The organism is Vitiosangium sp. GDMCC 1.1324, from assembly GCF_003044305.1.
Taxonomy (GTDB): domain Bacteria; phylum Myxococcota; class Myxococcia; order Myxococcales; family Myxococcaceae; genus Archangium.
This window is the reverse complement of record NZ_PZOX01000025.1, coordinates 1-23,828: the sequence shown is the minus strand read 5'-3', so window position 1 is coordinate 23,828 and position 23,828 is coordinate 1. Positions and strand designations below refer to the sequence as shown.

General features: G+C 67.0%; 36 protein-coding genes and 1 pseudogene. 3 read left to right on the top strand and 34 right to left on the bottom strand.

Features of this window, described 5'->3' with window-relative positions; all coding sequences use genetic code 11:
• Positions 1-15: 15 nt before the first annotated feature.
• From DAT35_RS47020 to DAT35_RS47010, 3 genes are read right to left on the bottom strand one after another with little or no spacing between them, the layout of a single operon-like run.
• Entirely contained in the window at positions 16-1,719 is a 1,704-nt protein-coding gene (locus tag DAT35_RS47020) for a sigma 54-interacting transcriptional regulator (RefSeq protein WP_108075896.1), read from the bottom strand.
• A gap of 21 nt (positions 1,720-1,740) precedes the next feature.
• On the bottom strand, positions 1,741-2,913 hold the full coding sequence (locus DAT35_RS47015; RefSeq protein WP_199243217.1) for a hypothetical protein: 1,173 nt from the start codon (positions 2,911-2,913) through the stop codon (positions 1,741-1,743).
• Entirely contained in the window at positions 2,910-3,596 is a 687-nt protein-coding gene (locus DAT35_RS47010; RefSeq protein ID WP_233262120.1) for a deoxynucleoside kinase, read from the bottom strand. The genes DAT35_RS47015 and DAT35_RS47010 overlap by 4 nt, the downstream gene beginning before the upstream one ends.
• 222 nt (positions 3,597-3,818) lie before the next feature.
• Between DAT35_RS47010 and DAT35_RS47005 the strand changes: the two genes are divergently transcribed.
• The 3 genes from DAT35_RS47005 to DAT35_RS46995 all read left to right on the top strand — a co-directional run bounded on the left by DAT35_RS47005 (position 3,819) and on the right by DAT35_RS46995 (position 6,706).
• Positions 3,819-4,607 carry a 1-acyl-sn-glycerol-3-phosphate acyltransferase gene (locus DAT35_RS47005; protein ID WP_199243216.1) on the top strand — a complete coding sequence of 263 codons (789 nt, stop codon included), beginning with the start codon at positions 3,819-3,821 and terminating at the stop codon, positions 4,605-4,607.
• 84 nt (positions 4,608-4,691) lie between these two features.
• Positions 4,692-6,017: a lipopolysaccharide assembly protein LapB gene (locus DAT35_RS47000; protein ID WP_108076011.1), complete on the top strand. Its 1,326-nt coding sequence runs from the start codon at positions 4,692-4,694 to the stop codon at positions 6,015-6,017.
• A gap of 50 nt (positions 6,018-6,067) precedes the next feature.
• A complete protein-coding gene (locus DAT35_RS46995; RefSeq protein WP_108075894.1) occupies positions 6,068-6,706 on the top strand; it encodes a hypothetical protein in 639 nt (212 codons plus the stop codon).
• 105 nt (positions 6,707-6,811) lie between these two features.
• Here the strand turns inward: DAT35_RS46995 and rplQ are convergent, their stop codons facing one another.
• The 31 genes and pseudogenes from rplQ to tuf form a co-directional block, all read right to left on the bottom strand.
• Positions 6,812-7,225: a 50S ribosomal protein L17 gene (gene rplQ / locus DAT35_RS46990; protein WP_108075893.1), complete on the bottom strand. Its 414-nt coding sequence runs from the start codon at positions 7,223-7,225 to the stop codon at positions 6,812-6,814.
• A gap of 174 nt (positions 7,226-7,399) precedes the next feature.
• The gene (locus tag DAT35_RS46985) at positions 7,400-8,455 is read right to left on the bottom strand and encodes a DNA-directed RNA polymerase subunit alpha (protein ID WP_108075892.1); all 1,056 of its coding nucleotides are present in this window, start codon (positions 8,453-8,455) and stop codon (positions 7,400-7,402) included.
• A gap of 203 nt (positions 8,456-8,658) precedes the next feature.
• On the bottom strand, positions 8,659-9,285 hold the full coding sequence (rpsD, locus tag DAT35_RS46980; protein WP_108075891.1) for a 30S ribosomal protein S4: 627 nt from the start codon (positions 9,283-9,285) through the stop codon (positions 8,659-8,661).
• 66 nt (positions 9,286-9,351) lie between these two features.
• Positions 9,352-9,798, bottom strand: coding sequence for a 30S ribosomal protein S11 (rpsK, locus tag DAT35_RS46975; RefSeq protein WP_108075890.1), 447 nt, complete (start codon positions 9,796-9,798; stop codon positions 9,352-9,354).
• A gap of 69 nt (positions 9,799-9,867) precedes the next feature.
• Entirely contained in the window at positions 9,868-10,251 is a 384-nt protein-coding gene (rpsM, locus tag DAT35_RS46970; protein ID WP_108075889.1) for a 30S ribosomal protein S13, read from the bottom strand.
• A 51-nt stretch (positions 10,252-10,302) separates the two neighbouring features.
• On the bottom strand, positions 10,303-10,419 hold the full coding sequence (gene rpmJ, locus DAT35_RS46965) for a 50S ribosomal protein L36 (protein ID WP_002633586.1): 117 nt from the start codon (positions 10,417-10,419) through the stop codon (positions 10,303-10,305).
• A 79-nt stretch (positions 10,420-10,498) separates the two neighbouring features.
• The gene (gene infA, locus DAT35_RS46960; protein WP_043409051.1) at positions 10,499-10,717 is read right to left on the bottom strand and encodes a translation initiation factor IF-1; all 219 of its coding nucleotides are present in this window, start codon (positions 10,715-10,717) and stop codon (positions 10,499-10,501) included.
• A gap of 137 nt (positions 10,718-10,854) precedes the next feature.
• On the bottom strand, positions 10,855-11,619 hold the full coding sequence (gene map, locus DAT35_RS46955; protein WP_108075888.1) for a type I methionyl aminopeptidase: 765 nt from the start codon (positions 11,617-11,619) through the stop codon (positions 10,855-10,857).
• Between the two features lie 86 nt (positions 11,620-11,705).
• Positions 11,706-12,353 (bottom strand): adenylate kinase, encoded by a 648-nt coding sequence (locus tag DAT35_RS46950; protein ID WP_108075887.1) that lies wholly within the window; start codon positions 12,351-12,353, stop codon positions 11,706-11,708.
• 137 nt (positions 12,354-12,490) lie between these two features.
• On the bottom strand, positions 12,491-13,837 hold the full coding sequence (gene secY / locus DAT35_RS46945) for a preprotein translocase subunit SecY (protein WP_108076010.1): 1,347 nt from the start codon (positions 13,835-13,837) through the stop codon (positions 12,491-12,493).
• Positions 13,838-13,963: 126 nt separating this feature from the next.
• Positions 13,964-14,479 carry a 50S ribosomal protein L15 gene (rplO, locus tag DAT35_RS46940; RefSeq protein WP_108075886.1) on the bottom strand — a complete coding sequence of 172 codons (516 nt, stop codon included), beginning with the start codon at positions 14,477-14,479 and terminating at the stop codon, positions 13,964-13,966.
• 18 nt (positions 14,480-14,497) lie between these two features.
• Positions 14,498-14,752 carry a 50S ribosomal protein L30 gene (rpmD, locus tag DAT35_RS46935; protein WP_108075885.1) on the bottom strand — a complete coding sequence of 85 codons (255 nt, stop codon included), beginning with the start codon at positions 14,750-14,752 and terminating at the stop codon, positions 14,498-14,500.
• 2 nt (positions 14,753-14,754) lie between these two features.
• Complete coding sequence (rpsE, locus tag DAT35_RS46930) at positions 14,755-15,270, bottom strand: 30S ribosomal protein S5 (protein WP_108075884.1); 516 nt, start codon at positions 15,268-15,270, stop codon at positions 14,755-14,757.
• Between the two features lie 27 nt (positions 15,271-15,297).
• Complete coding sequence (gene rplR / locus DAT35_RS46925) at positions 15,298-15,654, bottom strand: 50S ribosomal protein L18 (RefSeq protein WP_108075883.1); 357 nt, start codon at positions 15,652-15,654, stop codon at positions 15,298-15,300.
• 96 nt (positions 15,655-15,750) lie between these two features.
• Positions 15,751-16,320: a 50S ribosomal protein L6 gene (gene rplF, locus DAT35_RS46920; RefSeq protein ID WP_108075882.1), complete on the bottom strand. Its 570-nt coding sequence runs from the start codon at positions 16,318-16,320 to the stop codon at positions 15,751-15,753.
• 58 nt (positions 16,321-16,378) lie between these two features.
• Entirely contained in the window at positions 16,379-16,780 is a 402-nt protein-coding gene (gene rpsH, locus DAT35_RS46915) for a 30S ribosomal protein S8 (RefSeq protein ID WP_108075881.1), read from the bottom strand.
• Between the two features lie 179 nt (positions 16,781-16,959).
• On the bottom strand, positions 16,960-17,145 hold the full coding sequence (locus DAT35_RS46910) for a type Z 30S ribosomal protein S14 (protein WP_043409024.1): 186 nt from the start codon (positions 17,143-17,145) through the stop codon (positions 16,960-16,962).
• A gap of 15 nt (positions 17,146-17,160) precedes the next feature.
• Entirely contained in the window at positions 17,161-17,814 is a 654-nt protein-coding gene (gene rplE, locus DAT35_RS46905) for a 50S ribosomal protein L5 (protein ID WP_108075880.1), read from the bottom strand.
• A 174-nt stretch (positions 17,815-17,988) separates the two neighbouring features.
• Positions 17,989-18,318, bottom strand: a complete 330-nt coding sequence (rplX, locus tag DAT35_RS46900; RefSeq protein WP_108075879.1) for a 50S ribosomal protein L24 — start codon at positions 18,316-18,318, stop codon at positions 17,989-17,991.
• A 37-nt stretch (positions 18,319-18,355) separates the two neighbouring features.
• Positions 18,356-18,724 (bottom strand): 50S ribosomal protein L14, encoded by a 369-nt coding sequence (gene rplN, locus DAT35_RS46895; protein WP_043409019.1) that lies wholly within the window; start codon positions 18,722-18,724, stop codon positions 18,356-18,358.
• A gap of 107 nt (positions 18,725-18,831) precedes the next feature.
• Complete coding sequence (gene rpsQ, locus DAT35_RS46890; protein ID WP_108075878.1) at positions 18,832-19,146, bottom strand: 30S ribosomal protein S17; 315 nt, start codon at positions 19,144-19,146, stop codon at positions 18,832-18,834.
• 11 nt (positions 19,147-19,157) lie between these two features.
• Positions 19,158-19,364 carry a 50S ribosomal protein L29 gene (rpmC, locus tag DAT35_RS46885; RefSeq protein WP_108075877.1) on the bottom strand — a complete coding sequence of 69 codons (207 nt, stop codon included), beginning with the start codon at positions 19,362-19,364 and terminating at the stop codon, positions 19,158-19,160.
• A 59-nt stretch (positions 19,365-19,423) separates the two neighbouring features.
• The gene (gene rplP / locus DAT35_RS46880; RefSeq protein ID WP_108075876.1) at positions 19,424-19,843 is read right to left on the bottom strand and encodes a 50S ribosomal protein L16; all 420 of its coding nucleotides are present in this window, start codon (positions 19,841-19,843) and stop codon (positions 19,424-19,426) included.
• 55 nt (positions 19,844-19,898) lie between these two features.
• Entirely contained in the window at positions 19,899-20,564 is a 666-nt protein-coding gene (gene rpsC, locus DAT35_RS46875; RefSeq protein WP_108075875.1) for a 30S ribosomal protein S3, read from the bottom strand.
• Between the two features lie 44 nt (positions 20,565-20,608).
• A complete protein-coding gene (gene rplV / locus DAT35_RS46870; RefSeq protein WP_108075874.1) occupies positions 20,609-20,953 on the bottom strand; it encodes a 50S ribosomal protein L22 in 345 nt (114 codons plus the stop codon).
• A gap of 40 nt (positions 20,954-20,993) precedes the next feature.
• Positions 20,994-21,275, bottom strand: a complete 282-nt coding sequence (gene rpsS, locus DAT35_RS46865; protein WP_108075873.1) for a 30S ribosomal protein S19 — start codon at positions 21,273-21,275, stop codon at positions 20,994-20,996.
• A gap of 15 nt (positions 21,276-21,290) precedes the next feature.
• Complete coding sequence (rplB, locus tag DAT35_RS46860) at positions 21,291-22,136, bottom strand: 50S ribosomal protein L2 (RefSeq protein ID WP_108075872.1); 846 nt, start codon at positions 22,134-22,136, stop codon at positions 21,291-21,293.
• A gap of 32 nt (positions 22,137-22,168) precedes the next feature.
• Positions 22,169-22,462, bottom strand: coding sequence for a 50S ribosomal protein L23 (locus DAT35_RS46855; RefSeq protein WP_108075871.1), 294 nt, complete (start codon positions 22,460-22,462; stop codon positions 22,169-22,171).
• Positions 22,459-23,082, bottom strand: coding sequence for a 50S ribosomal protein L4 (gene rplD, locus DAT35_RS46850; protein WP_108075870.1), 624 nt, complete (start codon positions 23,080-23,082; stop codon positions 22,459-22,461). Before rplD ends, DAT35_RS46855 begins: the two co-directional genes overlap by 4 nt.
• Positions 23,083-23,135: 53 nt before the next feature.
• Positions 23,136-23,444 (bottom strand): 30S ribosomal protein S10, encoded by a 309-nt coding sequence (rpsJ, locus tag DAT35_RS46845; protein ID WP_002625389.1) that lies wholly within the window; start codon positions 23,442-23,444, stop codon positions 23,136-23,138.
• A 193-nt stretch (positions 23,445-23,637) separates the two neighbouring features.
• Positions 23,638-23,828 (bottom strand): annotated as a pseudogene (gene tuf, locus DAT35_RS46840) (elongation factor Tu); the annotation flags it as partial.

Genomic DNA, 23,828 nt, shown 5'->3' with positions numbered 1-23,828 from the left:
AGCGCGCCCGAGCGCTCAGACGCGCCGCCGGGCCACGGTGAGGCCGTAGTCCTCGATCTTCTTGTCCAGGGTGGGCCGGCTGATGCCCAGCATCCGGGCGGCGACGATCTTCTTCCCGCCGGCCGTGCGCAGGGCCTCGGTGATGGCATCGCGCTCCAACCGGGCAACCCGCTCCTGCAGGGTCAGCGGCGTGGGCGAGGTGCTCCCCGCCTGGATCTCCGGAGGCAGGCCCAGCGCGTGGATCTGCGAGCCGGCATGCACCAGCGCGAGCCGCTCGCCGAGCAACTCCAGCTCGCGGACGTTGTGCGGCCACTCATAGTCCATGAGCAACTGCCGGGCCTCGGGGGTGAGCACGGGAGGCCCTTTCCGGGCCGCGCGAGCGCCACGGGCGGCGAAGAGCTCGAAGAGCGGGGGGACATCCGCGCGCCGGTCGCGCAGAGGGGGCAGCTCCAGCTCGAGCCCGGCGAGTTGCCGGAGCAGCGACGCCTCCAGTTCGCCCCGGGAGGCGAGCACCCGGGGAGGAGCGCTCGTGGTGACGATGAGGCGGAAGTCCACCGGCTCCTCGCCGCCCTGACGTGCCGGGGCCGTCTTGCGCGCGAGCAACCGGGCCAGCCGCTCGGCCAGGGAGCGCGGGAGCATCTCCACATGGAGCAGCAGGAGCGTGCCCCCATCGGCGCGCAGGAGGGCCGAGGACAGGGGCGGCAACCCCTGTCCGGTGGAGCGCCCGAAGAGCACCTCCGCCAGGGAGGCCGAGTCCCGGCAGTCCACGCGCACCAGGGGCCCGAGCGCCCGGGACGAGCGCGAGTGGATGTAGTGAGCGCACAGGGACTTGCCGGTGCCGGGCTCACCGGAGAGCACCACGGGCGCGGCGCTGGCGGCGGCGCGGCGGGCCTGCTCCAGCACCTTCCGGAAGGGGCGCGAGTTGCCCACCATGTCCACGCGAGCCGGCTGGGCTCCCGCGCGCGAGCGCACCGCCGCATAGGCCTCGCCGCCGAGCCGTCCGAGCATGGCGGCGAGCCGTCCGTCCACTTCGGTGAAGGGAGGATCCGAGCGCTCCACGTACAGCACGCCGAAGGGCGACCCACCCGAGGCCACCAGGGGTGAGCACAGGGCTTTGGAGGAGAAGCCCTGCTCGGAGTGTTCCAGCGCGGCGCGGGCCATGTCGCGGGGCACCTCGACGGAGGGCGCGCCCACCACGGCCGCGGTGAGCAGGCCCTTGACGTCACCGAGGAGCGCCGCCGCCGCGTCCGCGTGCAGCGCGTGGAGTGACTCCTCGGCAACACACCGCAGCACCATGGCCTCACTGGTGGCGCCCAGCAGCGCCGCCCCCGCCGAGTACAGCGCGGCCTCCGCGCCCACGTGGGGCAGCACCTCCTCGATGGGGAGCTGGCTCGCGCCGGCCGGGGTCGAGCCCACCAGGGCGGCCGCGCCGAGCGGCTCGACGAGCACCGTGGTCTTGCCCACCTGGACGCGATCGCCGGGGTGGAGCACCACCTCGTCGACGATGCGCTCGCCATTCACCGACGTGCCGTTGCGCGAGCCCAGGTCCGCCAGACGCACCTGTCCCTCGTGCACGAAGAAGCGTGCATGGCGGCGCGACATCTGGTCGTCCTCGGGGAGGGGAATCTCGCACGAGGGGCTACGGCCGATCGTCGCCTCGGCCTGGACCTCATAGCGGAGGCCGGCGGAGGGACCAGAGAGGAGCAACAGGGCGGGCATGGAGGGCGCGCGATGCTACCCCTACATCGGGCGTTCGGCGATGAGCAGCGCGCGGACCTCTTCCTCGTCCAGGGTGCGACCTTCGCGGCTGAGCGCGAGGGCATTCACGTCGGACTCGGGCACCTCCACGTGGGCGCCCTTGCGCCACTCGGTGGTGTGCACCGCTCCGTCCACCAGACGGCCCACCACGACGCCTTCATCCCAGGAGAGCACCTCCATCCAGAGCTGCTCGGTCACGGAGTCGCCTTCCGGGTGGGTCTCGAAGGGCGAGCGCACCAGGAAGGTGAGCGGCTCCATGAGGCCACGGCGCAGGAAGCGGGCCTTGAAGGCGGGCAGGAGCGTCTGGGTCTCCTGGCGCATGGACTCGGTGCGCTCGGTGGGCTCCTGGGCGAAGCGCTCGCGGAAGGGGCGCAGCAGCTCCGCGGTGTTGTGCCGGCCCTGGGGCGACACCACGGTGAGGAAGAGTCCCTCATGGCCCTCGAACGCCTCCAGGGGCACTCCGAGCAGGTTGGTGCGCGCCTCCTCCGAGGGCACCAGCATGAAGGTCTGTCCCTCGCTGGTCCCCATCTCCGTGCGCAGGGGCGGCCCCTGCCCGAAGGCCAGGTCCGTGCACAGCTCATGGAGGAAGGCCTCGGCTGGCAGCAGATCCTGCTCGCCCAGGTGGAAGACCTCCAGATCCCTGGCGCCGAACTTCTCCATGCCGTGCGAGTGCACCCACAGCGGGGTATCGCCCTCGATGACCTCCACGGCATGGAGGTTGAGGTGGTCGCGGATGTCGAAATCCAGCTCGGTGATCTCCGCCACGTCCTCGGAGTCGTGAACCTTGGAGGACGTAATGTCCACCAGGACACCGTCCGCGTGCGTCAAGAGGAGACGGGCGCTCATGAGCGCCACGAAGACGGGCACGGTCGGCTGGGCGCCTCCAGTCTCGAAGGCGAAGCGGTAGAAGGCCTGGGCGCGGCTGAGCGACTCCAGGGCGGTCTCACTTCCGGAGAACAGGTCCGGGGTCCACTCGCTGGGGGTGGGGCGAGACTCGAAGACGACCTCCACCCGGGAGCCCTCGGCCTCGAGGGTGAAGCCATGGCCGTCGGGGGCGGGGGTGAAGGCCATCTCCTCGGACTCGAAGGCGGCGCGCAGCGTCTCGGCGGGCACGGGCGAGGCCTGCGTGATGGCGACGAGGTAGACCTCCATCACAGGTGCTTCTCGATCTGTCGGAAGAGGTCCACGCGGTCCACCAGGTTCGTCAGATAGTCCAGCTTGTCCGTCGGGAGAACCAGGACGGGGGACAACTTGTAGCCACTGAACCATTCCTCGTACAGACCGTTCAACCGGTTGAGGTACGTGGTGGGGATGTCCTGCTCCATCTCCCGGCCGCGCAGGCGGATGCGCTGGCGGAGCGTCTTGACCGGGCAGCGCAGGTAGATCATCAGATCCGGCGGGGCGAGCGTCTGGGAGAAGGTCTCGTAGAGATCGCAGTACATCTGCCAGTCGCGCTTGTCGATGTAGCGCTGGCGGTGGAGGTTCTTGGCGAAGATCTCCGCGTCCTCGTAGAGGGTGCGATCCTGGAGGGTGGTACCGGGGGAGCGCTCGAGCTGGCGCTGGAGCCGGAACTTCGCCGTGAGGAAGAAGAGCTGGGAGCGGAAGGCCCAGGTCTTCATGTCCTTGTAGAAGTCGGCGAGATAGGGGTTTTGCTCGTTGGGTTCAAAGAAGGGCGTGAGGCCGTATTTCCGGCAGAGGAAAGACGTGAGCTCCGTCTTTCCGGCTCCAATGTTGCCCGCGATCGCGATGAACTTCTTCCTGGCCAAGGGACTGCGCTTGTACCCCCACCGGGCGGCACACACCAGCGCCAAGGTGGCGTGATAGATACGCGCCCGCATGTCTCCTCTCCCACCCACCCCGAGCCTGACGTGGCCTGGTGCCACTCCGAGGGCCCTGGATGGTCGGAGGCGCTCCCCCACCGCCGCCGGGCGCACGAGCGTGCGGGCGGCCCCTGGCTTCTGGAAGAGGGGTGGGCGGCTCCACTGTTCGGGCTTTTTTGGCGGGACAGCGGGTTCAGCGCCGTGGTGGGCTCCCCGTAGGACAAAGCCGAGGTCGCCAGGATGCTACGCAACCTGATGTGCATATTGGTCACGGCGGTGGCTACCGCCATCTTCTTCCCCGTGACGGTGGTGGTGGCGATCGTCACCCTCAACCCGGGGGCGACGGTATGGGTGGCCCGCGAGCTGTGGTCGCCCATCCTCATCTGGATAAGCGGGGCGAAGGTGGTGGTGAGCGGCCAGGAGAACGTGGACCCGAAGCGGCCCACCGTCTACGTCTCCAACCACCAGTCCACGCTGGACATCCCCATCCACTTCGTCGCGGTGCCGGTGAACTTCCGCTACGTGGCCAAGCACCAGCTCAAGTACGTGCCGCTCATCGGCTGGTACCTGTTGATGGCGGGGCACATCTTCATCAACCGGAGCAGGCGCGAGAAGGCCATCGCCTCGCTGAACGAGGCGGCGCGGAAGATCCGCGGCGGCACGAGCGTGTTCCTCTACCCCGAGGGCACGCGCTCGGACGACGGCCGCGTGCTGCCCTTCAAGAAGGGCCCCTTCGCGCTGGCGCTCAAGGCGCGAGTGCCCGTGGTGCCCATCACCATCGAGGGCTCCGGCACGGTGATGCCGAAGAACTCCTGGAACATCAAGCCAGGCGTCGTGCACGTGAAGATCGGCAAGCCCATCGACACCACGGCGTTCGCCGAGGATGACCGCGAGGGGCTGGCCCGGGCCGTGCGCGACGTCATCATCGCGCAGAGCCTCGAGCTGGGCGGCAAGGGAGGAGATCCCGAGAAGGCCGTCGCCGCCGCCGGTGTCGAGGGTGATTCCCCTTCCCGCCTCAACGCCTCCTGAGGAGACCGTTTCCCCGTGCGCCATCCCTCCCCCACCCCCCGTCGCTCTCCTCGCCGCCGCTGGCTCACCTGGACCGCGGTGGCCATGCTCGGCTCAGGCCTCGCCACGGGCTGTAGCCACGGCACGGCCGCCGAGCGCCCCCTGGAGCCACGTGCGCAGGCCCGCGAGTACCTGTCGAAGAACCAGCCCGAGCGAGCCCTGCCGCTGCTGGAGGCCGAGTACGCCCGGGCCCCGGAGGACCTGGAGCTGGCGCGGGTGCTCACGGAGGCCCAGGTGAAGGCGGGCCACACGGACGCGTGGATCGCCGAGTTGCAACGCCGCAACGCGCAGGCGGAGCGGGCGGTGAACCACTACATGCTGGGGCTGGCGTACTTCTCGCGGGCGTCGGACGCGGGGGCGCCGGCGGTGGCCGCCTTCGAGCGGGCGCTGGCGTTGAAGCCGGACGAGCCCGAGTTCCACTACCGGTTGGGGCTCGCCCGCCTGGAGTCCGAGCAATACGAGGCGGCGGTGGGCCCGCTGCGCCGTGCGGCCGAGCTGGCACCAGAGCGCGCGGTCATCCGCCTGCCGTTGGCGAAGGCGCTGCACCGGACGGGGGACGCGGCGGGGGCGGTGAAGGCACTGGGAGCGGTGGTGCGGATGAGCCCGAGCCCCTCCGAGGTGGCCACGGCGCGGGCATTGATGGATCAGATCGCGGATCCGTTCGCGCGCTTCCCGAAGGCGTCCGAGTCCAAGCTGGAGGAGGGCATGCGCTACCTGCAGGAGATGGACGCGCCCCACCCGGCCATCGTGGCCTTCGAGGAGATTCTGCGGGACTACCCGGACCTGGCGGTGGTGCACGCGCTGCTGGGGCTGGCGTGGCAGCGGCTGGATGACGCGGGCCGGGCGGTGGAGGAGTTCAAGCGAGCCATCGAGCTGGCGCCCGAGGACGGCAAGAACCACTTCTACCTGGGCGAGCTATACCTCTCGAGGCAGAGGCCGGAGACGGCGAGGCCGTACCTGGAGAAGGCGGTGGAGCTCAACCCGATGCTGGACATGGCGTGGTTCCGGCTGGGGGACATCCACCTGGAGCGCAAGGACTTGAGGGCGGCGCGCGAGGCCTTCCGGGTGCTGACGTACCTGGAGCCGGACCAGGTGCCGCCGAAGGGCAAGCTGGCGCTGGTGCTCCAGCTGGAGGGCGACTGGGCGGGCGCCGAGCGCGAGCTGATGGCGGTGGTGGACAAGGATCCGGAGAACCTCGAGTTCACCCTGCGCCTGGGCATCCTGTTCACCGAGCAGGCGCGGCAGTCCTCGAAGCCCGAGGAGCGAAGAGAGGCGGCCGGGAAGGCGGAGCGCTGGCTGCGCAAGGTGTTGGAGACCCAACCGGAGAACGCGGTGGCGTCGCGGGCGCTGCAACAACTCAAGGGCCCGTAGGAGCCCCAGTAGCCAGCGGGAGCCCGTGCCCTCTACACTGGAGGCCCGATATGAGTGAAGGTGCCAACCAGCCCGAGCAGCCGCCGCGTGGGACGCCGTCGTCGTCGAACGTGCCCCGCGTGTCGCAGACGAACCTGCGCGTGATGACCGCCGCGCGCACGGCGCCCCTGCCGAAGGAGCAGCAGCAGGGCCCGCTCGGCCAGAAGCTGAAGTCCGAGTCCGCCAACGTGGCCCTGAACGCCCTCTCCATCGTGAAGGAGATGGTCCAGGACTTCCGTCAGCAGGATCGCTTCTTCAAGTACAAGGCCTTCATCGTGGGCGGCTGGCTGTTGCTCTCGGTGGTCACCTTCGGGGCCACGTGTGCCCGGGGCGTGAAGCAGACGGGAGACTTCGGAGCGAAGCTGGTCCCCGTCGCCGGGCGCTCCTCGGTGACGATCATGAACAAGAGCGAGGCCCCGTGGATCGAGGTCACGCTCATCGTCAAGGACGACCGGGGTGCGGAGTGGCGGGCCTCGGTGGCGCGAGTGGAACCGGCCAGGGAAGTCACCGTCAGCCCCAAGCAATTGCTGGGAGCGGGTGGTCAGGCGGCGCCCTCGGACATCTCCATCCGCGGCGTCGAGATGCGCACCTCCGAGGGCCGCGCCACGCTGATGGTGGACGGCAGGAACCTCACCGACGACGCGCAGTAGCGCCCCTCTCAGACTCAGGCGTCGGTAGCGCTTGACCCCGCAAAGCGCGAGAGCGCCCTTCCCAAAGGGAAGGACGCTCCCGTGCACTACCCGACGGATGGCCGACTACCCCTCCGTCTGGGCCTCCGGAGCCTCAGCGGCCTCGGTGCCCTTGGCCTTGGCGGGACGATCCACCAGCTCCAGCAGGGCCATCTCGGCACCGTCACCGCGACGGAAGCCGAGGCGCACGATGCGGGTGTACCCGCCCGGGCGGTTGGCGTAACGGGTCTTGTACTCGCTGAACACCTTCTGGAGGATGGCGCGGTTGCGAACCGTCCGCTCCGCGAGGCGCACGTTGGCCAGACCACCGCGCTTGCCGAGGGTGATGATGCGCTCGGCGAGAGCCCGGGCCTCCTTGGCCTTGGGCAGCGTGGTGCGGATGGCCTCGTGCTCGAGCAGCGAGGTGACCATGTTGTGGAGCATCGCGAGCCGGTGGCTCGTGGTGCGGTGGAGCTTCCTCTGTCCGACCTTGTGACGCATGGTGCTGACCTCGGGCCCTTGGGGGGCCCACCACTCCGGCCGTACGAGGTACCGGGTGGGAAGGATGGAACCGGCACGGGCTCCACCGTTGCTGTGTTGGGCCGGTGAAGGCCCCCTCCTCCCCCGAGGCATGCGGCCATGCCGCCCCGCGGGAGGAGGTACTGCGAGAGGTGATTAGGCCTTCGGCGCGGCAGCCGCAGCGGCGGCACCGGCACCCGGAGCAGGAGCCGGGGGCGGGGTCTTCGGAGGCCAGTTCTCCAGCTTCATGCCGAGCGACAGGCCCATCTCCGCGAGGATCTCCTTGATTTCCTTCAAGGACTTGCGGCCGAAGTTCTTGGTCTTGAGCATCTCGGCCTCGGTGCGCTGCACGAGGTCACCGATGGTCTTGATGTTGGCCTGCTGCAGGCAGTTGGCCGAGCGCACCGAGAGCTCCAGCTCGTCCACGGAGCGGAAGAGGTTCTCGTTGAGCTTGGCCTCCTCCTTGGGCGCCTCGACGGCCACGGGCTCCTCGGTCTCGTCGAAGTTGACGAAGACGGTGAGCTGCTCCTTGACGATCTTGGCCGCGTAGGCGACGGCGTCCTGCGGGGTGACGGAGCCGTCCGTCCACACCTCGAGGGTGAGCTTGTCGTAGTCGGTGACCTGACCGACGCGGGCGTTGGTCACCTGGTAGTTCACCTTGCGGATGGGCGAGAACAGCGAGTCGATGGGGATGGTGCCGATGGGCGAGCCCGCCACCTTGTTGGCGGAGGCCGGCTGGTAGCCGCGGCCGCGGCGGCACGTCAGCTCCATGCGGACCTTGCCACCCTCGGAGACGGTGCAGATGTGGTGACCCGGGTTGAGGATCTCCACGTCCTGGTCGGCGATGATGTCACCGGCCTTGACCTCCTTGGGGCCCTCCGCCTCGATGCGGATCGTCTTCGGCTCGTTCGTGTGCATCCGGAGGAGGACCTCCTTCAGGTTCAGCACGATGTCCGTGACGTCCTCGGCCACCTCGGGGATGGTGGTGAACTCGTGGTCCACACCCTCGATCTTCACCGTGGTGATGGCGGCACCCTGCAGGGACGACAGCAGGACGCGGCGCAGCGAGTTGCCCAGCGTGGTGCCAAAGCCGCGCTCGAGCGGCTCGGCCACGAACTTGGCGTAGGTGGGGGTGAGCGAGTCCTGATCGACCTCGAGCCGGCGGGGCTTGATGAGATCACGCCAGTTCTTCGCGATGAAAGCGTCAGCCATGTTCTTCTGCTCCTCGTGACGTGCACCACCACCGACTTACCCGCCCCGTGGCGGGAGGATGGGCACGTGGGGTTCCTTGAATACGCGCCGGCCCCGTGTGCTGCATGGGGGGCCGGCAGAAGCACGACGCCCCGGCGGTGAGGCCAGGGCGCGTACGACAGCTCCAGCGGTGGGTCTCGCCCGGTGGGGGCGAGCCAGGCCGATTACTTCGAGTAGAGCTCGACGATGAGCTGCTCCTGGATCGGCATGGTGAGGTCCTCGCGGTTCGGGGCGGTCTTCACCGTCGCCTTGAAGGCCTTCTTGTCCAGGTCGATCCACTGCGGCACGCCACGGCGATCCACGGTCTCCAGGGCCTCGGAGATGCGGAGGATCTTCCGGCTCTTCTCGGCCACCTCGATGGTGGTGCCCGGCTTCACCGCGAAGGACGGGATGTTGACCCGCTTGCCGTTCACCGTGAAGTGACCGTGACGCACCAGCTGGCGCGCCTCGTTGCGGGTGTCCGCGAAGCCCATGCGGAACACGACGTTGTCCAGGCGGAGCTCCAGCTGCTGCAGGAGGTTCTCACCCGTCTTGCCCTTGGCGGCGGAGGCGCGGTGGTAGTAGCCGCGGAACTGGTTCTCCAGCAGGCCGTACATGCGCTTGACCTTCTGCTTCTCGCGCAGCTGCACGCCGTAGCCGGAGAACTTCACGCGACCCTGGCCGTGCTGGCCGGGGGGATACGGGCGACGCTCGATTGCACACTTGTCCGTGTAGCAGCGGTCACCCTTCAGGTACATCTTCAGGTTCTCACGCCGGCAGATGCGGCAGGCGGAGGCGGTATAACGGGCCACGATGCTTCTCCGTGTAAAGATGGTCTAGGGCCGCTCCCTCTGGAGAGGAAGCGGCCCGGGATGGAACTAGACGCGGCGGCGCTTGGGCTGACGGCAGCCGTTGTGCGGGATGGGCGTCACGTCGCGGATGAGCGAGATCTTCAGGCCAGCGGCGGCGAGCGCGCGCAGGGCGGACTCACGGCCGGCGCCCGGACCCTTCACCAGCACCGTCACGTTCTTCAGGCCGTGCTCCATGGCCTTGGCCGCGGCGTCACCGGCGGCCACCTGGGCGGCGAACGGCGTCGACTTGCGGCTGCCGCGGAAGCCGCGGGCGCCAGCGGAAGACCAGGAGATCACGTTCCCGGACACGTCCGTGATCGTGATGATGGTGTTGTTGAACGTGGACTGGATGTGGACCACGCCATTGAGGATGTTCTTCTTGCCCTTCTTGCCCTTCTTGCGCGCAGCGGCGGTCTCGCCCGCCGCGGGGGCCGCTGCGGCCGGTGCCGCAGGCGCGTTGGTCTCTTCAGCCATGGAACTCGTTGCTCCTGGAGGTAGGTGATCGACGCCAGCTCCTCGAGGGAGCCGGCGCAGGTGGAAGAACTAGCGAGCGGCCGTCGCCGGCTTGGCGCGCACGATGCCGCGCTTGGGACCCTTGCGGGTACGCGCGTTGGTGTGCGTCCGCTGACCGCGCACCGGCAGACCCTTGCGGTGACGCAGACCCCGGTAGCAACCCAGGTCCATCAGCCGCTTGATGTTCATCGTGACCTCGCGACGCAGGTCACCCTCGACCTTGTAGTTCGCCTCGATGAGCTCGCGGATCTTGCGCGTCTGCTCCTCGGTGAGGTCCTTGGTCCGGGTGGCGAGGTCGATACCCGCGGCGTTGATGATGTCGTGGGCGGTCTTGTTGCCGATCCCGTAGATGTACTGGAGCGAGATCACCGCGCGCTTGTTCGGCGGGAGGTCGATGCCGGCGATACGAGCCATCTAAGTCGTTCCTTCGTTTGGAGTTGGTCTGGAGCTCGGCCCCTGTGGGGCCTAGCCCTGGCGCTGCTTGTGCCGCGGGTTGGAGGCGCAGATGACGCGCACGATGCCCTTGCGGCGGACAACCTTGCACTTGTCGCAAATCTTCTTGACGGACGCCCGAACCTTCATGGCGGTACTTCCCTTCCTTCGCTTTTAGAAAAGAAAAGCCTCGAGGGCCTGTCCGCCATTCCGCGGAACCAGGCCCTTGCTACTTCGCTCGGTAGGTGATGCGTCCCCGGGACAGGTCGTACGGGGAGAGCTCCACCTTCACCTTGTCGCCCGGGAGGATTCGGATGAAGTGCATCCGCATCTTTCCGGAGATGTGCGCGAGCACCTTGTGGCCATTGTCCAGCACCACGCGGAACATCGCGTTCGGGAGGGGCTCCATTACAGTCCCCTCAACTTCGATGGAATCGTCCTTCGGCAATCAGATAACCCTCTCGCGGACCACCTGAACTCTGGAAGCGCGGCGGGATAACACTTTGGTCCTGAAGTGGCAAGCACCCTCGCGCGGTAAAACCGAAATTCTACGAACAGCCCTGTATCCCACTGTATTCCGCTCGCCTACCCGGCCCGGCGCCGGGTGAGGACTTCCGGCCCCCCTTCAGTGATGAGCACCGTGTGCTCGAAGTGAGCGGAAAGCTTGTTGTCGAGGGTGACGGCTGTCCAGTCATCGTCGAGCAGCTCCACCTCATACGTGCCCTGGTTCACCATGGGCTCGACCGCGAGGACCATTCCTGGACGGAGCTTCATACCGCTGCCGCGTTGACCGTAGTTGGGCACCTCGGGCTTCTCATGGAGGTGCCGGCCGATGCCGTGGCCGGTGAAGTCGCGCACCACGGAGAAGCCCCGGGCCTCCACGTAGGTCTGCACCGCGTACCCGATGTCGCCGATCCGGTTGCCGGACACCATGGCCTGGATGCCCTTGTTGAGGGACTCCCGGGTGGCATCCACCAGGGACTGGGCCTCGCGGCTCACCTTCCCCACCGGCACCGTGCGGGCCGAGTCCCCGAAGAAGCCCCGGTACACCACCCCGAAGTCCAGCTTCATCAGGTCCCCCTCCAGCAGCTTGCGCCGCTTGGAGGGGATGCCGTGCACCACCTCGTGGTTGATGGAGGCGCACAGGCAGGCGGGGAAGCCACGGTAGCCCTTGAAGGCCGGCCGGGCGCCCTTCTGGTAGATGAGCTTCTCGGCCAGGGCGTCCAGATCCCAGGTGGTGACGCCGGGCGCCACGGCCTTCTCGAGCTCGTCCAGGATCTCGCTCACGATGCGCCCTGCCTCGCGCATGAGGGCGATCTCATCCTGGCTCTTGATCTCGACCTGGCTCATCGCTGCCCTGCCCTTGGTGGAACCCCTGGGGCGCGGGTCCCCACTTCAGGACCCCGCCCCTGGCCGTCAGCCCGCCTCGCGGGCGCTCAGGCCTTGCCGACCGCCTTCTTGAGCTCCTCGTAGATGCCCTCGGGAGAGCCCACCCCGTCGATGCTCTTGAGCAGGCCGCGTTGCGCGTAGAACTGCTTCAAGGGGGCGGTCTCCGCGTCGTACTTCTTCAGACGCTTCTCGATGACCTCCGCCTTGTCGTCCTCGCGCTGGGTGAGGCTGGCGCCATCCTTGTCGCAGAAGCCGGCCCGCTTCGGGGGGCTCTGGAAGACATGGTAGACGGACCCGCACACGGGGCAGGAGCGGCGCCCGGAGCCCCGCTCGATGAGCTTCTCGTGCGGCACCTCGAGCGACACCACGGCATCCAGCTTCTTGCCCAGCTTGGCCAGCATGCGCTCGAGCGCCTCGGCCTGGGGAGTGGTGCGCGGAAAGCCGTCGAGGATGAAGCCAGGAGCAACATCCGGCTCCTTCAGGCGCTCCTCCACGATACCGATGACGATCTCGTCCGGGACATAGGCACCAGCAGCCATCAGCGGCCCCGCGAGCTTGCCCAGCTCCGTGCCTTCACGAACCGCCTTGCGGAGAATGTCACCCGTGGAGATCTGCGGAATCTTGAAATCCGCGTACAGCTTCTTCGCCTGGGTCCCCTTCCCCGCGTTCGGCGGGCCCAACAGGATGAGGTTCATTTGTTCCTCTCAGCTCGTCAGGAAGGAGCGCGGGAGGGCCACGGCCAACCTCGTCCCGCTGCTCACACACCCCTGGAACGACGAGGCGCCCCTCCCCGGGGTGAGGGGGAGGAGCGCCCGCGAAACGGCTGCCTTGCTCAGGCGGCCACGCGAACCCGACCGCGGATGCGAGGACCGCGCGGACCGGCGAAGCCCTCGTAGTTGCGGCTGATGAGATGACCCTCGATCTGCTGCACCGTGTCGAGCGCCACGCCCACGACGATCAGCAGCGCGGTGCCGCCGAAGGTGAAGCGAACGCCCAGCATGTTGGTGATGATGGAGGGAACGACGCAGATGGCGGCCAGGTAGAGCGCGCCGCCGAAGGTGATGCGGTTGAGCACCCGCTCAATATAGTCCGCGGTCTGACGGCCCGGGCGAATGCCGGGGATGTAGCCGCCCTGCTTCTTGATGTTGTCCGCCACGTCGTCCGGCCGGAAGGTCAGCGCCGTGTAGAAGTACGAGAAGAAGATGATCAGCAGGACGAAGATGCCGTTGTAGACCCAGGGGCTGGACTCGATGCTGCGCTGCACGTTCTGGAGGAACGGGAACCAGGTGCCCAGCGTGGCGGGGAAGGACAGCAGCGCGCCGGCGAAGATGGGCGGAATCACGCCCGAGGTGTTCACCTTCATCGGGAAGTAGGTGGCCTGACCCGCGAACATGCGCCGCCCGGCCATGCGCTTGGCGTATTGCACCGGGATGCGCCGCATGCCGCGCTCGACGTAGACCACCACGCCGACCACGACCACCATGAACAGCAGCAGGGCCGCCACGGCCGCCATGGTGATGACCTCTTGCTGGACCAGGTCCAGCAGCGTCTTGGCGCTGGGCAGCAGGCCCGCCACGATGCCCGCGAAGATGATGAGGGAGATGCCGTTGCCGATGCCGCGCTCGGTGATGCGCTCGCCCAGCCACATGATGAACGCGGTACCCGCCGTCAGGCTGATCACCGTCATGAAGGTGAACCAGACGTTGTCGTTGGGGACCACGACCTGGTTGAACCCGGACTGGCCCGCGTCACCGCGGCCCAGCGAGGCCAGCCAGCGCGAGATACCAATGCCCTGGACGATCGACAGGCCGATGGTGCCGTAGCGCGTGTACTGGTTGATCTTCTGCCGGCCCGCGGCGCCTTCCTTCTGCAGCCGCTCAAGGCTGGGCACCACCACCGCCAGGAGCTGGATGATGATGGAGGCGGACACGTACGGCATGATGCCCAGACCAAAGATGGACATCTGGTTCAGGGCGCCGCCGGAGAACAGGTTGAAGAGCGAGAACAGGCCGCCCGACTGGCGCTGGGCGTCCATGAACGCGTTCATCGCCGCCCTGTCCACTCCAGGCGTGTTGATGAAGATGCCGATGCGGTACACCGCGAGCAGCATCAGCGTATAGATGAGCCGGCTGCGCAGCTCCGCGATGCGGAAGACGTTGGCGAAGGCGTTCAGAGCCACGTGGGAACCATCCCCCAAAGAGGTTTCTGCGAGAACAACAGCGCCCCTGTCCGAATTCGGAAAGGGGCGCGGAATCCTACACGCATGGAAAGGCGCGCACCACCAAGAGTGTAACGCGCCCTACCCTCACGACTTGGCCTGCTTGACGCCCTTGCCGGCGTGGGCCTTGGAAGCGGACTCGGGCTTGTGGGCCACGAGCGGGAGCTCCTCCACGGAACCGCCCGCCTTCTCGATGGCCTCGCGGGCCGCGGCCGAAGCCTTGTGCACCCGGACGGTCACCTTCTTGGTGAGGGAGCCGTTGCCGAGCACCTTCACGCCGTCATAGCGGCCCTTCACCAGGCCCCGCTTCTCCAGCGCGTCGGCGTCGATGGTGGCGCCCGCGTCGAACTTCTCGAGGTCCGCCAGGCTCACCAGCGCGTACTCGGTGCGGTTGGGGGAGATGAAGCCGAACTTCGGCAGGCGGCGCTGCAGCGGGCTCTGGCCACCCTCGAAGCCCTCGAACCGCATGTTGCCCGAGCGAGCCTTCTGGCCCTTGCCACCGCGGCCGGCCGTCTTGCCCAGACCGCTACCCTGGCCGCGGCCCACCCGCTTCTTGCGGTGCCACGAGCCCTCAGGGCGCTTCAGCTTGTTGAGCGTAGTCATTGTCTGAACCCTCTCGCACTAGGCCTTCCGGGCGCGCGCGGCGTCCCGGGCCCGGATCTTCCGAGGCTTGCGGCGGGCGATCTTCGGAGCATCGCCCTGCACCGTCTCGGCCGTCACCAGGTGACGGACCTTGTTCACCATGCCGCGGATGGCCGGCGTGTCCTTCAGGAGACGCTCGTCGCCGAACTTCTTCAGTCCGAGGCTGTCGATCGTCGCGAGCTGGTCCACGGACGAACCCGCGAAGCTCTTCGTCAACTTGACCTTGAGCGCCATGATTAACCCCTCGCCTCTTCCTTCTGGGGACCCACGTCCTTGCCACGCAGGCGGGACACCTGCTCCGGCGAGCGCAGGTTCTTCAGACCGGCCACCGTCGCCTTGAGCACGTTGTGGGGATTCCGCGAGCCCTGACTCTTCGTCAGGATGTTGCGGATGCCCGCCGCCTCGAGGACCGCGCGCACCGCGCCACCGGCGATGACGCCCGTACCCTCACCGGCCGGCTTCAGGAGCACCCAGCCCGCGCCGAAGTGACCGAGCACCTCGTGGGGAATGGTGTGACCCTGCAGCGGAACGCGGAACAGGTTCTTCTTGGCGTTCTCGCCACCCTTGCGGATGGCCTCGGGAACCTCGTTGGCCTTGCCCAGCCCGACGCCGACATGGCCGGCGCCGTCGCCCACCACCACCAGCGCGGCGAACGAGAACCGCCGGCCACCCTTCACCACCTTGGCCACGCGGTTGATGTTCACCACGCGGTCGGTGAGGTCGAGATCGTTTGGATTGATCGGAGTTGCCACTTGGGAACTTCCTTATTCGAAAGGTTGCTAGAACTTGAGCCCGGCCTCGCGCGCGGCGTCAGCCACGGCGGCGATCCGACCATGGTAGGGGAAGCCGTTACGGTCGAACACCACCGCCACGACATTGGCCGCCTTGCACTTCTCCGCGATGAGCGCGCCAACGCGCTTCGCCTCGGCCTTCTTGTCGCCCTCGTCCTTGCCCTTGAGCTCCTTGGAGAGCGACGAGGCGAAGGCCAGGGTGCGGCCCGTGGTGTCGTCCACCACCTGGGCGTAGATGTGCTTGAGGCTCTTGTAGACCGTGAGCCGCGGGCGCTCGGTGGTACCCGAGAGCTTCTTGCGGATGCGGTCCTTCCTCTTGAGGCGCGGATCGAGCTTCTTCGACATGGATGATTCCTTCTCCGTCCGGCGGTGATGGGGACTTCCACCGCCGGATGATTACGGAGCCCCAGCAGGAGCTCCGCGGTTGGGTGTTCACTCCGACTAGGCGGTGCCCGTCTTGCCTTCCTTGCGACGGATCTTCTCGGTGGCGTACTTGATGCCCTTCCCCTTGTACGGCTCGGGCGGGCGCAGTGCGCGGATCTTCACAGCGGCGGCCCCGAGGGCCTCCTTGTCCGCCGAGCGCAGGGTCAGACCCAGGGTGGGCAGACCGTCCTCGGTGCGGGCGGCCTTGTCGACCTCGGCCGTCACGCCCTCGGGCAGGTTGAACACCACCGGGTGCGAGTAACCCAGCGAGAGGTTGATCGTCTTGCCCTTCACCTCGGCGCGGAAACCGACGCCGCGGATGTCCAGGCGGCGCTCGAAGCCCGAGGACACGCCCTTGGCCGCGTTGGCCAGCAGCGTGCGGGTGAGACCGTGCAGGCTGCGGGCCTCGCGCGACTCATCCTCGCGCTCCACCGTCACCTCGTTGCCGGCGACCTTCACCTTCACGCCCTTGGCGGGAAGCTGAACGACCATCTTGCCCTTGGGGCCTTCGAAACTGACCTGGCGGCCCGACACGGTGACCTTCGTCTTGTCCGCCAGCTTGACCGGAAGCTTTCCAATCCGACTCATGATTCCCTCGTGCAGTGAGTCCGGGTCGCGACGTGAGTCGCGGCACCCGGGCAGCTGGCTAGTAGACGGTGCAGAGCAGCTCGCCGCCGACCTTCTGCTTGCGAGCCTCGGAGTCCACCATCACGCCCCGCGACGTGGACAGGATGGAGATGCCCAGACCACCGAGCACCTGCGGAATCTCACGCGAATTGACGTACCGGCGCAGACCGGGCTTGGACACGCGGCGGATGCCGGTGATGGCCGGAGCGCGATCCGGGCCGTACTTCAGCTGAACGGTGATCTCGTTCTGCGGGGCGCGCTCGTGGATGGTGTACTCCCCGATGAAGCCCTCGGACTTGAGGACCTTGATGATCTCGACCTTGAGGTTCGAGTGGGGGATGACGACCTTGTCGTGACGCGCGCGCGAACCGTTGCGCAGGCGGGTCAGCATGTCGCCGATCGGATCGTTGATGACCGACATGGATGGCTACCTTCCGTGCGGAGCGGTTTCACCGCCTCCGCGCTCGCAACCGCCGCGCCTGCCGAGCCCATCCCGGGGGTTCGCCACGGTTGCCATGCATACTCACTGCTTCGGCCCACCCTCTCGAGGGCAGGCCAGGCAGCCGGGCTCCTTCTGGGAGCCCGGAAGCCCGCGTCCGACTACCAGGACGACTTGGTGACGCCGGTGATCTCGCCGCGGAGCGCGCGGTGCCGGAAGCAGATACGGCACATGTTGAACTTCCGCAGGAACGCGCGGGGCCGGCCACACAGCGGGCAGCGGTTGTACGCGCGGACGGAGAACTTCGGCTTGCGCTTCGCCTGGGCGATCTTCGAGAGCTTGGCCATGGATGCGGATCCTCTTTACTGGCGGAACGGCATGCCGAAGTGACGCATCAGCGCCAGCCCCTGCTCATCGTTCGCCGCGGTGGTGACGAAGCTGATGTTGAGCCCCTTCACCTTCTCGATCTGGTCGTAGTTGATTTCCGGGAAGATGATCTGCTCGCGGACACCGAGCGTGTAGTTGCCCTTCCCGTCGAAAGCCTTGGGGGACACGCCCTTGAAGTCACGCACGCGCGGCAGCGCCACGGTGATGAGGCGGTCCAGGAACTCGTACATCCGGTCGCCGCGCAGCGTGACCGCGGCACCGATGGCCTGGCCCTGGCGCAGCTTGAAGTTCGCGATGGACTTGCGGGCGCGGGTCACCACGGGCTTCTGGCCGGTGATGGCACCCAGCTGGTCCACGGCGGACTCGAGGATCTTCGCGTTGGCGAGTGCCTCGCCCAGACCCATGTTGACGACGATCTTCTCGAGGCGGGGCACCTGCATGGGGTTCTTGAGCCCCAGCTCCTTCATCAGCGCGGGCACGCCCTCCTTGCGGAAGCGCAGCTTCAGACGCGCCGGCTTGGACTCGAGACCCTCCTCGATGTTCGCCGCGAATCCTGCCTTCTTGAGCTCTTCCTTCTTGCGGCCCTTCTTTTCCTTCTTCGGCGCCGCTTCCTTCTTCTCTTCAGCCATCGTCTTGTCCTCTGCTTCGGAGCGCCGTCGTGGACCCAGCGCGCCGATCAGTACTGCGTGGAAACTGGAAACACCGGAGCTCTCATGGGTCCTTCAGAGCTCCGGGTACGCACGCCCGCCCTCCCCTCGTCCGGGTAGGACAAAGGGCGCGCATACATGCCCGAACCCGCGCCCCTAGTCAATCAGGGCGTCGCAGTTCTTACAGAACCGCTTCTTCTTGTCCCCATCGGCCCGGATACCCACGCGGGTCGGCTTGTCGCACTTGGCGCAGACCAGCTGGACGTCCGAGATGTGGATGGTGCCCGGCTTCTCCACGATGCCGCCCTCGGGCTGCTGGGGCGTCTTGCGGAGGTGCCGCTTGACCAGGCGCACGCCCTCAACGGTCACGCGCTGGGCCTCGCGGTCGATCTTCAGGATCTTCCCGCGCTTGCTCGCCGGGGTCTTCTCCGAGCGCTCGGCGCCGGCGATGACCTGGACGGTGTCTCCAACCTTGAGCTTCTCCATGGTTCCTCTCCCTCCTCGCGGACCGCCTGATGCCCTACTAGAGGACCTCGGGAGCGAGCGAGATGATCTTCATGAACTTGCGGGCGCGGAGCTCGCGGGCCACCGGCCCGAAGATGCGCGTCCCGATGGGCTCCATGTCCTTGTTGATGAGGACGGCGGAGTTGCCATCGAACTTGATGTAGCTGCCATCCGGACGGCCCACCTCGCGCGCGGTGCGCACGATGACCGCCTTGGCCACATCACCCTTCTTCACCTTGGAGTTCGGCAGCGCCTCGCGCACCGACACGACGATCACATCGCCGATGGACGCGTACTTACGCTTCGAGCCACCGAGCACCTTGATGCAGAACACCTTCTTGGCGCCCGAGTTGTCGGCCACGTCGAGCACGCTCGTCATCTGAATCATCTGGAATCTCCTATCTCAGCTACGGCAGGCCCCTCCGGTGAGGACGGGCACCGCGCGGCTCGAGCCACGGCCTCGCGCGCCTGGTGGGCAGCGCGAGCTCGGACGGCTCAGACGTTCTTGCTCTTCTCCAGCACCTCGACCACCCGCCACCGCTTGTCCTTCGACGCGGGCTTGGTCTCGGCGATACGCACCCGGTCACCCTCGTTGATGGTGACCTTGGCCGGATAGTCGTGGTCCTCGACGTGCGCCTTGTACTTCTCGCGCATGCTCATGATCTTCCCGTACTTGGGGTGAGCCGCGCGGCGCGAGACGGTGACCACCACCGTCTTCTGCATCTTGTTGGAGGTCACGATCCCCACGCGGGTCTTGGGACGGCCGCGGGTGGAGGTCTTGGCAGAGGTGGATTGAGTCGCTTCAGCCATGAGAAAAGCTCCTAAGCCTTCTTCTCCGCCCGGGTCTTCTCCCCCAGGACGGTCAGGATGCGCGCCAGATCGCGCTTGTGCTGGGTGCGCTCGGACGGGTTGTCGAGCGAGCCGGTCGCCCGCTTGAGCTGATCCTGGAACAGCGTATCGCGCAGCTCGGCCGCGCGCCGCTTCAGGTCATCCGCCGAGAGCTCCTTGAGTTCCTTCGCAGTCGCCATCTTCAAATCTCCTCAGGCCAGCGGGCGGCCCACTTCTCAGCGAGCCACCCGGAGGCGAACTAGAGCGCCAGCTCGCTGCGGCTGACGATCCTCGTCAGCACCGGCAGCTTCGCCTGGGCCAGCTTCAGAGCAGCCGTGGCAACCTCCGGCGTCATACCCTCCATCTCGTAGAGGATGCGGCCGGGCTTGACCACCGCCACGTAGTACTCCACACCACCCTTACCGGTACCCATACGGGTCTCGGCGGGCTTCTTCGTGATCGGCTTGTCCGGGAACACGCGGATCCAGATCTTGCCGCCACGCTTGATGTGGCGCGTCATCGCGATACGGGCCGCCTCGATCTGCCGCGAGGTGATCCACCCCGGCTGCAGGGACATGAGGCCATACTCACCGTAGGTGAGATCGCTGCCGCGGTACGCCAGACCGGGCGTGCGGCCCTTGTGCATCTTGCGGAACTTCGTACGAGCAGGCTGAAGCATCGTCGGTGTCCTTCAATCCCGGGCGAGCCGCCCCTCTCGAGGCGGCTCCGGGGAGTTAGCGGTTGGCGGCCGGCGCGGCGCCCTGACCACCCTTGGTGGGCAGGACCTCGCCGCGGCAGATCCAGACCTTGCAACCGATCTTGCCGTAGGTGGTCTTCGCCTCGGCGAAGCCGTAGTCGATGTCCGCGCGGAGGGTGTGCAGGGGCACGCGGCCCTCGCGGTACCACTCGTAGCGGGCCATCTCCGCGCCACCGAGGCGGCCGGAGCACGACACGCGGATGCCCTTGGCGCCGAACTTCATCGCCGTCTGCAGCGCCTTCTTCATGGCGCGGCGGAAGGCGATACGGCGCTCGAGCTGGGTGGCGATGTTCTCGGCCACCAGCTGGGCGTCCGTCTCGGCCTTGCGGACCTCGACGATGTTGAGGAAGACCTCGTTCTTGGTGAACTGCTGGAGGTCCTTCTTCACCGTCTCGATGCCGGCACCGCGCTTGCCGATGACGATACCGGGGCGCGCGGTGTGCACGTTGACCTTCACCTTGTTCGCCGCGCGCTCGATCTCCACCTTGGAGACGCCCGCGTGGGCGAGCGACTTCTTCACGAACTCGCGGATGCGGATGTCCTCATGCAGCCACTGCGCGTAGTTCTTGTGCTCGAACCACTTGGAGTCCCAGGTCTTGATGACCCCGAGGCGGAACCCAATGGGATGGACTTTCTGGCCCAACGTGCTTCTCCTTCGATCGGTTGCGTTAAGCGCCAGGCGGGCGGCTACTTGGCCGCCTCCGCCAGCACCACGTGAATGTGACTGGTCTTCTTGTTGACGCGCGTGGCGCGGCCCATGGCGCGCGGCATGTAGCGGCGCTGGGTCGGACCCTGATCCACGGAGATCGTCTTCACGATGAGACGATCCACGTCGACCTGACCCTTGGACAGGTCGGTCGCGTTGGCCACGGCGCTCTTGATGAGCTTGGCCACGGGAACAGCCGCGGCGCGGCTGGTGAAGCGCAGGATGTTCAGGGCCTGCCCCACCGGCTTGCCGCGGACGAGCGCCGCCACCGTAGAAACCTTCCGGGGCGACATGCGCAGGAACCTCAGATGTGCCTTCGACTCCATGTGATCTCCTCTGGCGGACGCCGCCTGTCAGCGGGGCCGGCTACTTGCCCTTGGCGACCTTCTTCTCCGCCGAGTGACCGCCGAACGTACGCGTCGGGGCGAACTCGCCGAGCTTGTGGCCCACCATGTTCTCGGTAACGAAGACGGGGATGAACTTGCGGCCGTTGTGCACCGCGAAGGTGTGTCCCACGAACTCCGGCAGGATGGTGGAACGCCGGGACCACGTCTTCACAACACTCTTCTTGTTCGTCTTGATCATGTCCTCGACCTTCTTGACGAGGTACTTCTCGACGAACGGACCCTTCTTGATCGAACGCGCCATTGTGTGAACCCTCGACTACTGGCTGCGCGCGCCCGGACGGCGGACGCTCACGATGAACTTGTCAGTACGCTTGTTCTTGCGGGTGCTGAGGCCCTTGGTCTTCTGGCCCCACGGCGACACCGGGTGCGGGTTACCCTGACCGGACTTACCCTCACCACCACCGTGCGGGTGGTCGACCGGGTTCATCGCCAGACCGCGGACGGTGGGCCGGATGCCCAGCCAGCGGCTGCGACCCGCCTTGCCGATGCGGATGATCTCGTGCTCCAGGTTGCCCACCTGGCCCACGGTGGCGCGGCACTCGATGAGCACCATGCGCACGGCGCCCGAGGGCAGACGAACCTGGGCGTAGCGGCCCTCCTTCGCCATCAGCTGGCCGGAGGAGCCCGCGGAGCGGATGATCTGGGCACCGCGGCCAGGCTTCAGCTCCACGTTGTGGATGATGGTACCCACCGGGATGTTGATGAGCGGCAGGGAGTTGCCCGGACGGATGTCCGCGGTCTCACCCGCCATCACGGTGTCCCCGACCTTCAGGTCCACCGGCGCCAGGATGTAGCGCTTCTCGCCGTCCGCGTAGTGCAGGAGGGCGATGTTGGCGGAGCGGTTCGGGTCGTACTCGACGGCAGCGACCTTGGCCGGCACGCCGTCCTTGTCCCGACGCTTGAAGTCGATGACGCGGTAGCGGCGCTTGTGACCACCACCCTGGTGACGGCGGGTGATGTGGCCGTGGACGTTACGGCCGCCGGACTTCTTCAGGGACTCGGTGAGCCCCTTCTCCGGCGTGTCCTTGGTGATGTCCGCGAAGTCAGACGCCGTCATCAAACGGCGGGCGGCGGAGGTCGGCTTGTACTTCTTGATGCCCATAGTGGTTCCTCAACGTCGGTCAGCGCCGTGCGCTAGACCGCGCCTCCCTCGAAGAGCTCGATCTTGTCCCCCTCCTTGAGGGTGACGACCGCCTTCTTGAAGTTCGGCCGCTTGCCAATCGAGCGGCCCACGCGCTTGGTCTTCCCGCGCACGATGTTGGTCCGCACACCCTCGACGCTCACCTTGAAGAGCGACTCGACGGCGTGGGCCACGTCGTGCTTGGTGGCCTTCTTGTCCACGATGAACGAGTACTGCCGGAACTTCTCGCGGGCCGCGTCCAGCTTCTCGGTGATGAGCGGTCCCTTGATGACGTCGTTGATATTCACGAGAGCGCCCCCTCGATGGCCTTGGCCGCCGCGGAAGTGAGCACCAGGTGCTTGTGGCGGAGCACGGACTCGAGGTTCAGACCCTCGGGGGGCAGAACGTCGAACTTCGCCAGGTTGCGCACGCTGCGGTGCAGGTTGGTATTGCTCTTGGCGTCGATGACCAGCGCGCCGGCCAGCTTCAGCCGCTTGGTCAGCGCGTCGAAGGCCTGCTTGCTCTTGGGAGCAGCCAGGTTGAAGTCGCTCACGATGATGAGCGTCTTCTCACGGGCGCGCAGCGACAGGGCCGCCTTGAGCGCACCGCGGCGGACCTTCTTCGGGGGACGGTAGAAGTAGTCCCGCGGCTTGGGGCCCATCGCCTTACCGCCGCCCACCCAGTGGGAGGCGCGGATGGAGCCCTGACGAGCGCGGCCAGTGCCCTTCTGCTTCCAGGGCTTCTTGCCACCGCCGCTCACCAGCGAGGTGTTCTTCACCGCCACCGTGCCCCGGCGCCGGTTGATCTGCTGCATCTTCGCGACCTCGTAAAAGAGGTTCGCGTTCGGCTCGGCGCCGAAAACCTCGTCGGAGAGCTCGAGCTCCGACAGCTTCTTCATATCCAGGTCGACTACGTCGAACTTCGCCATGGCTCTTTCCTCTGGGGAACGGAGTGGAACCGCGAGGGCTCAGCCCCGCTTCCTCAGGACTTGATCTCCACGTCAACACCAGCCGAGAGATCCAGCTTCATCAGCGCGTCCAGCGTCTGCTGGGTCGGCTCGAGGATATCGAGCAGGCGCTTGTGAGTGCGGATCTCGAACTGCTCGCGGCTCTTCTTGTCCACGTGCGGCGAGCGCAGAACCGTGAACTTGTTGATGCGCGTGGGCAGGGGGATCGGACCGGCAACCTTGGCGCCCGTGCGCCGAGCCGTCTCAACGATCTCCCCAGCGCTCTGATCCAGGAGCTTGGAGTCGTAGGCCTTCAGCCGGATGCGGATCTTCTGTGTCGCCATTCGCAAAAACCTCTTTGTACGGCCTCTGCCTGCCTGTGGGAGGCGCTACGCCCAACGTCCCCTGGATGTCACAGAGCCGTCTCTTCGAAGGGGCGCGGCATGTACCACCGCAGCCCCGGTGTTTGCAACCTTATTCCCACTACCCCGGCTTTTTTCTACCTGGAACGCCGGGGTAGCTGGGTACTTCCGAATACTACGCGATGATCTCGGCCACGACGCCGGCGCCCACGGTACGGCCACCCTCACGGACGGCGAACCGGAGCTCCTTCTCCATGGCCACAGGGGTGATCAGCTCCACCTCGATGGCGATGTTGTCGCCCGGCATCACCATCTCGACGTTCTCCGGCAGCTTCACCGTACCCGTCACGTCCGTGGTGCGGAAGT

Excerpts from the sequence above, each read along its gene's own strand:
- DAT35_RS47020 (WP_108075896.1), bottom strand. The coding sequence starts at position 1,719 with ATGCCCGCCCTGTTGCTCCTCTCTGGTCCCTCCGCCGGCCTCCGCTAT.
- DAT35_RS47010 (WP_233262120.1), bottom strand. The coding sequence starts at position 3,596 with ATGCGGGCGCGTATCTATCACGCCACCTTGGCGCTGGTGTGTGCCGCC.
- DAT35_RS47005 (WP_199243216.1), top strand. The coding sequence starts at position 3,819 with ATGCTACGCAACCTGATGTGCATATTGGTCACGGCGGTGGCTACCGCC.
- DAT35_RS47000 (WP_108076011.1), top strand. The coding sequence starts at position 4,692 with ATGCTCGGCTCAGGCCTCGCCACGGGCTGTAGCCACGGCACGGCCGCC.
- DAT35_RS46995 (WP_108075894.1), top strand. The coding sequence starts at position 6,068 with ATGAGTGAAGGTGCCAACCAGCCCGAGCAGCCGCCGCGTGGGACGCCG.
- rplQ (WP_108075893.1), bottom strand. The coding sequence starts at position 7,225 with ATGCGTCACAAGGTCGGACAGAGGAAGCTCCACCGCACCACGAGCCAC.
- DAT35_RS46985 (WP_108075892.1), bottom strand. The coding sequence starts at position 8,455 with ATGGCTGACGCTTTCATCGCGAAGAACTGGCGTGATCTCATCAAGCCC.
- rpsK (WP_108075890.1), bottom strand. The coding sequence starts at position 9,798 with ATGGCTGAAGAGACCAACGCGCCTGCGGCACCGGCCGCAGCGGCCCCC.
- rpsM (WP_108075889.1), bottom strand. The coding sequence starts at position 10,251 with ATGGCTCGTATCGCCGGCATCGACCTCCCGCCGAACAAGCGCGCGGTG.
- rpmJ (WP_002633586.1), bottom strand. The coding sequence starts at position 10,419 with ATGAAGGTTCGGGCGTCCGTCAAGAAGATTTGCGACAAGTGCAAGGTT.
- map (WP_108075888.1), bottom strand. The coding sequence starts at position 11,619 with ATGAGCCAGGTCGAGATCAAGAGCCAGGATGAGATCGCCCTCATGCGC.
- DAT35_RS46950 (WP_108075887.1), bottom strand. The coding sequence starts at position 12,353 with ATGAACCTCATCCTGTTGGGCCCGCCGAACGCGGGGAAGGGGACCCAG.
- rplO (WP_108075886.1), bottom strand. The coding sequence starts at position 14,479 with ATGACTACGCTCAACAAGCTGAAGCGCCCTGAGGGCTCGTGGCACCGC.
- rpmD (WP_108075885.1), bottom strand. The coding sequence starts at position 14,752 with ATGGCGCTCAAGGTCAAGTTGACGAAGAGCTTCGCGGGTTCGTCCGTG.
- rplR (WP_108075883.1), bottom strand. The coding sequence starts at position 15,654 with ATGTCGAAGAAGCTCGATCCGCGCCTCAAGAGGAAGGACCGCATCCGC.
- rplF (WP_108075882.1), bottom strand. The coding sequence starts at position 16,320 with ATGAGTCGGATTGGAAAGCTTCCGGTCAAGCTGGCGGACAAGACGAAG.
- rpsH (WP_108075881.1), bottom strand. The coding sequence starts at position 16,780 with ATGTCGGTCATCAACGATCCGATCGGCGACATGCTGACCCGCCTGCGC.
- DAT35_RS46910 (WP_043409024.1), bottom strand. The coding sequence starts at position 17,145 with ATGGCCAAGCTCTCGAAGATCGCCCAGGCGAAGCGCAAGCCGAAGTTC.
- rplE (WP_108075880.1), bottom strand. The coding sequence starts at position 17,814 with ATGGCTGAAGAGAAGAAGGAAGCGGCGCCGAAGAAGGAAAAGAAGGGC.
- rplX (WP_108075879.1), bottom strand. The coding sequence starts at position 18,318 with ATGGAGAAGCTCAAGGTTGGAGACACCGTCCAGGTCATCGCCGGCGCC.
- rplN (WP_043409019.1), bottom strand. The coding sequence starts at position 18,724 with ATGATTCAGATGACGAGCGTGCTCGACGTGGCCGACAACTCGGGCGCC.
- rpsQ (WP_108075878.1), bottom strand. The coding sequence starts at position 19,146 with ATGGCTGAAGCGACTCAATCCACCTCTGCCAAGACCTCCACCCGCGGC.
- rpmC (WP_108075877.1), bottom strand. The coding sequence starts at position 19,364 with ATGGCGACTGCGAAGGAACTCAAGGAGCTCTCGGCGGATGACCTGAAG.
- rplP (WP_108075876.1), bottom strand. The coding sequence starts at position 19,843 with ATGCTTCAGCCTGCTCGTACGAAGTTCCGCAAGATGCACAAGGGCCGC.
- rplV (WP_108075874.1), bottom strand. The coding sequence starts at position 20,953 with ATGGAGTCGAAGGCACATCTGAGGTTCCTGCGCATGTCGCCCCGGAAG.
- rpsS (WP_108075873.1), bottom strand. The coding sequence starts at position 21,275 with ATGGCGCGTTCGATCAAGAAGGGTCCGTTCGTCGAGAAGTACCTCGTC.
- rplB (WP_108075872.1), bottom strand. The coding sequence starts at position 22,136 with ATGGGCATCAAGAAGTACAAGCCGACCTCCGCCGCCCGCCGTTTGATG.
- rplD (WP_108075870.1), bottom strand. The coding sequence starts at position 23,082 with ATGGCGAAGTTCGACGTAGTCGACCTGGATATGAAGAAGCTGTCGGAG.
- rpsJ (WP_002625389.1), bottom strand. The coding sequence starts at position 23,444 with ATGGCGACACAGAAGATCCGCATCCGGCTGAAGGCCTACGACTCCAAG.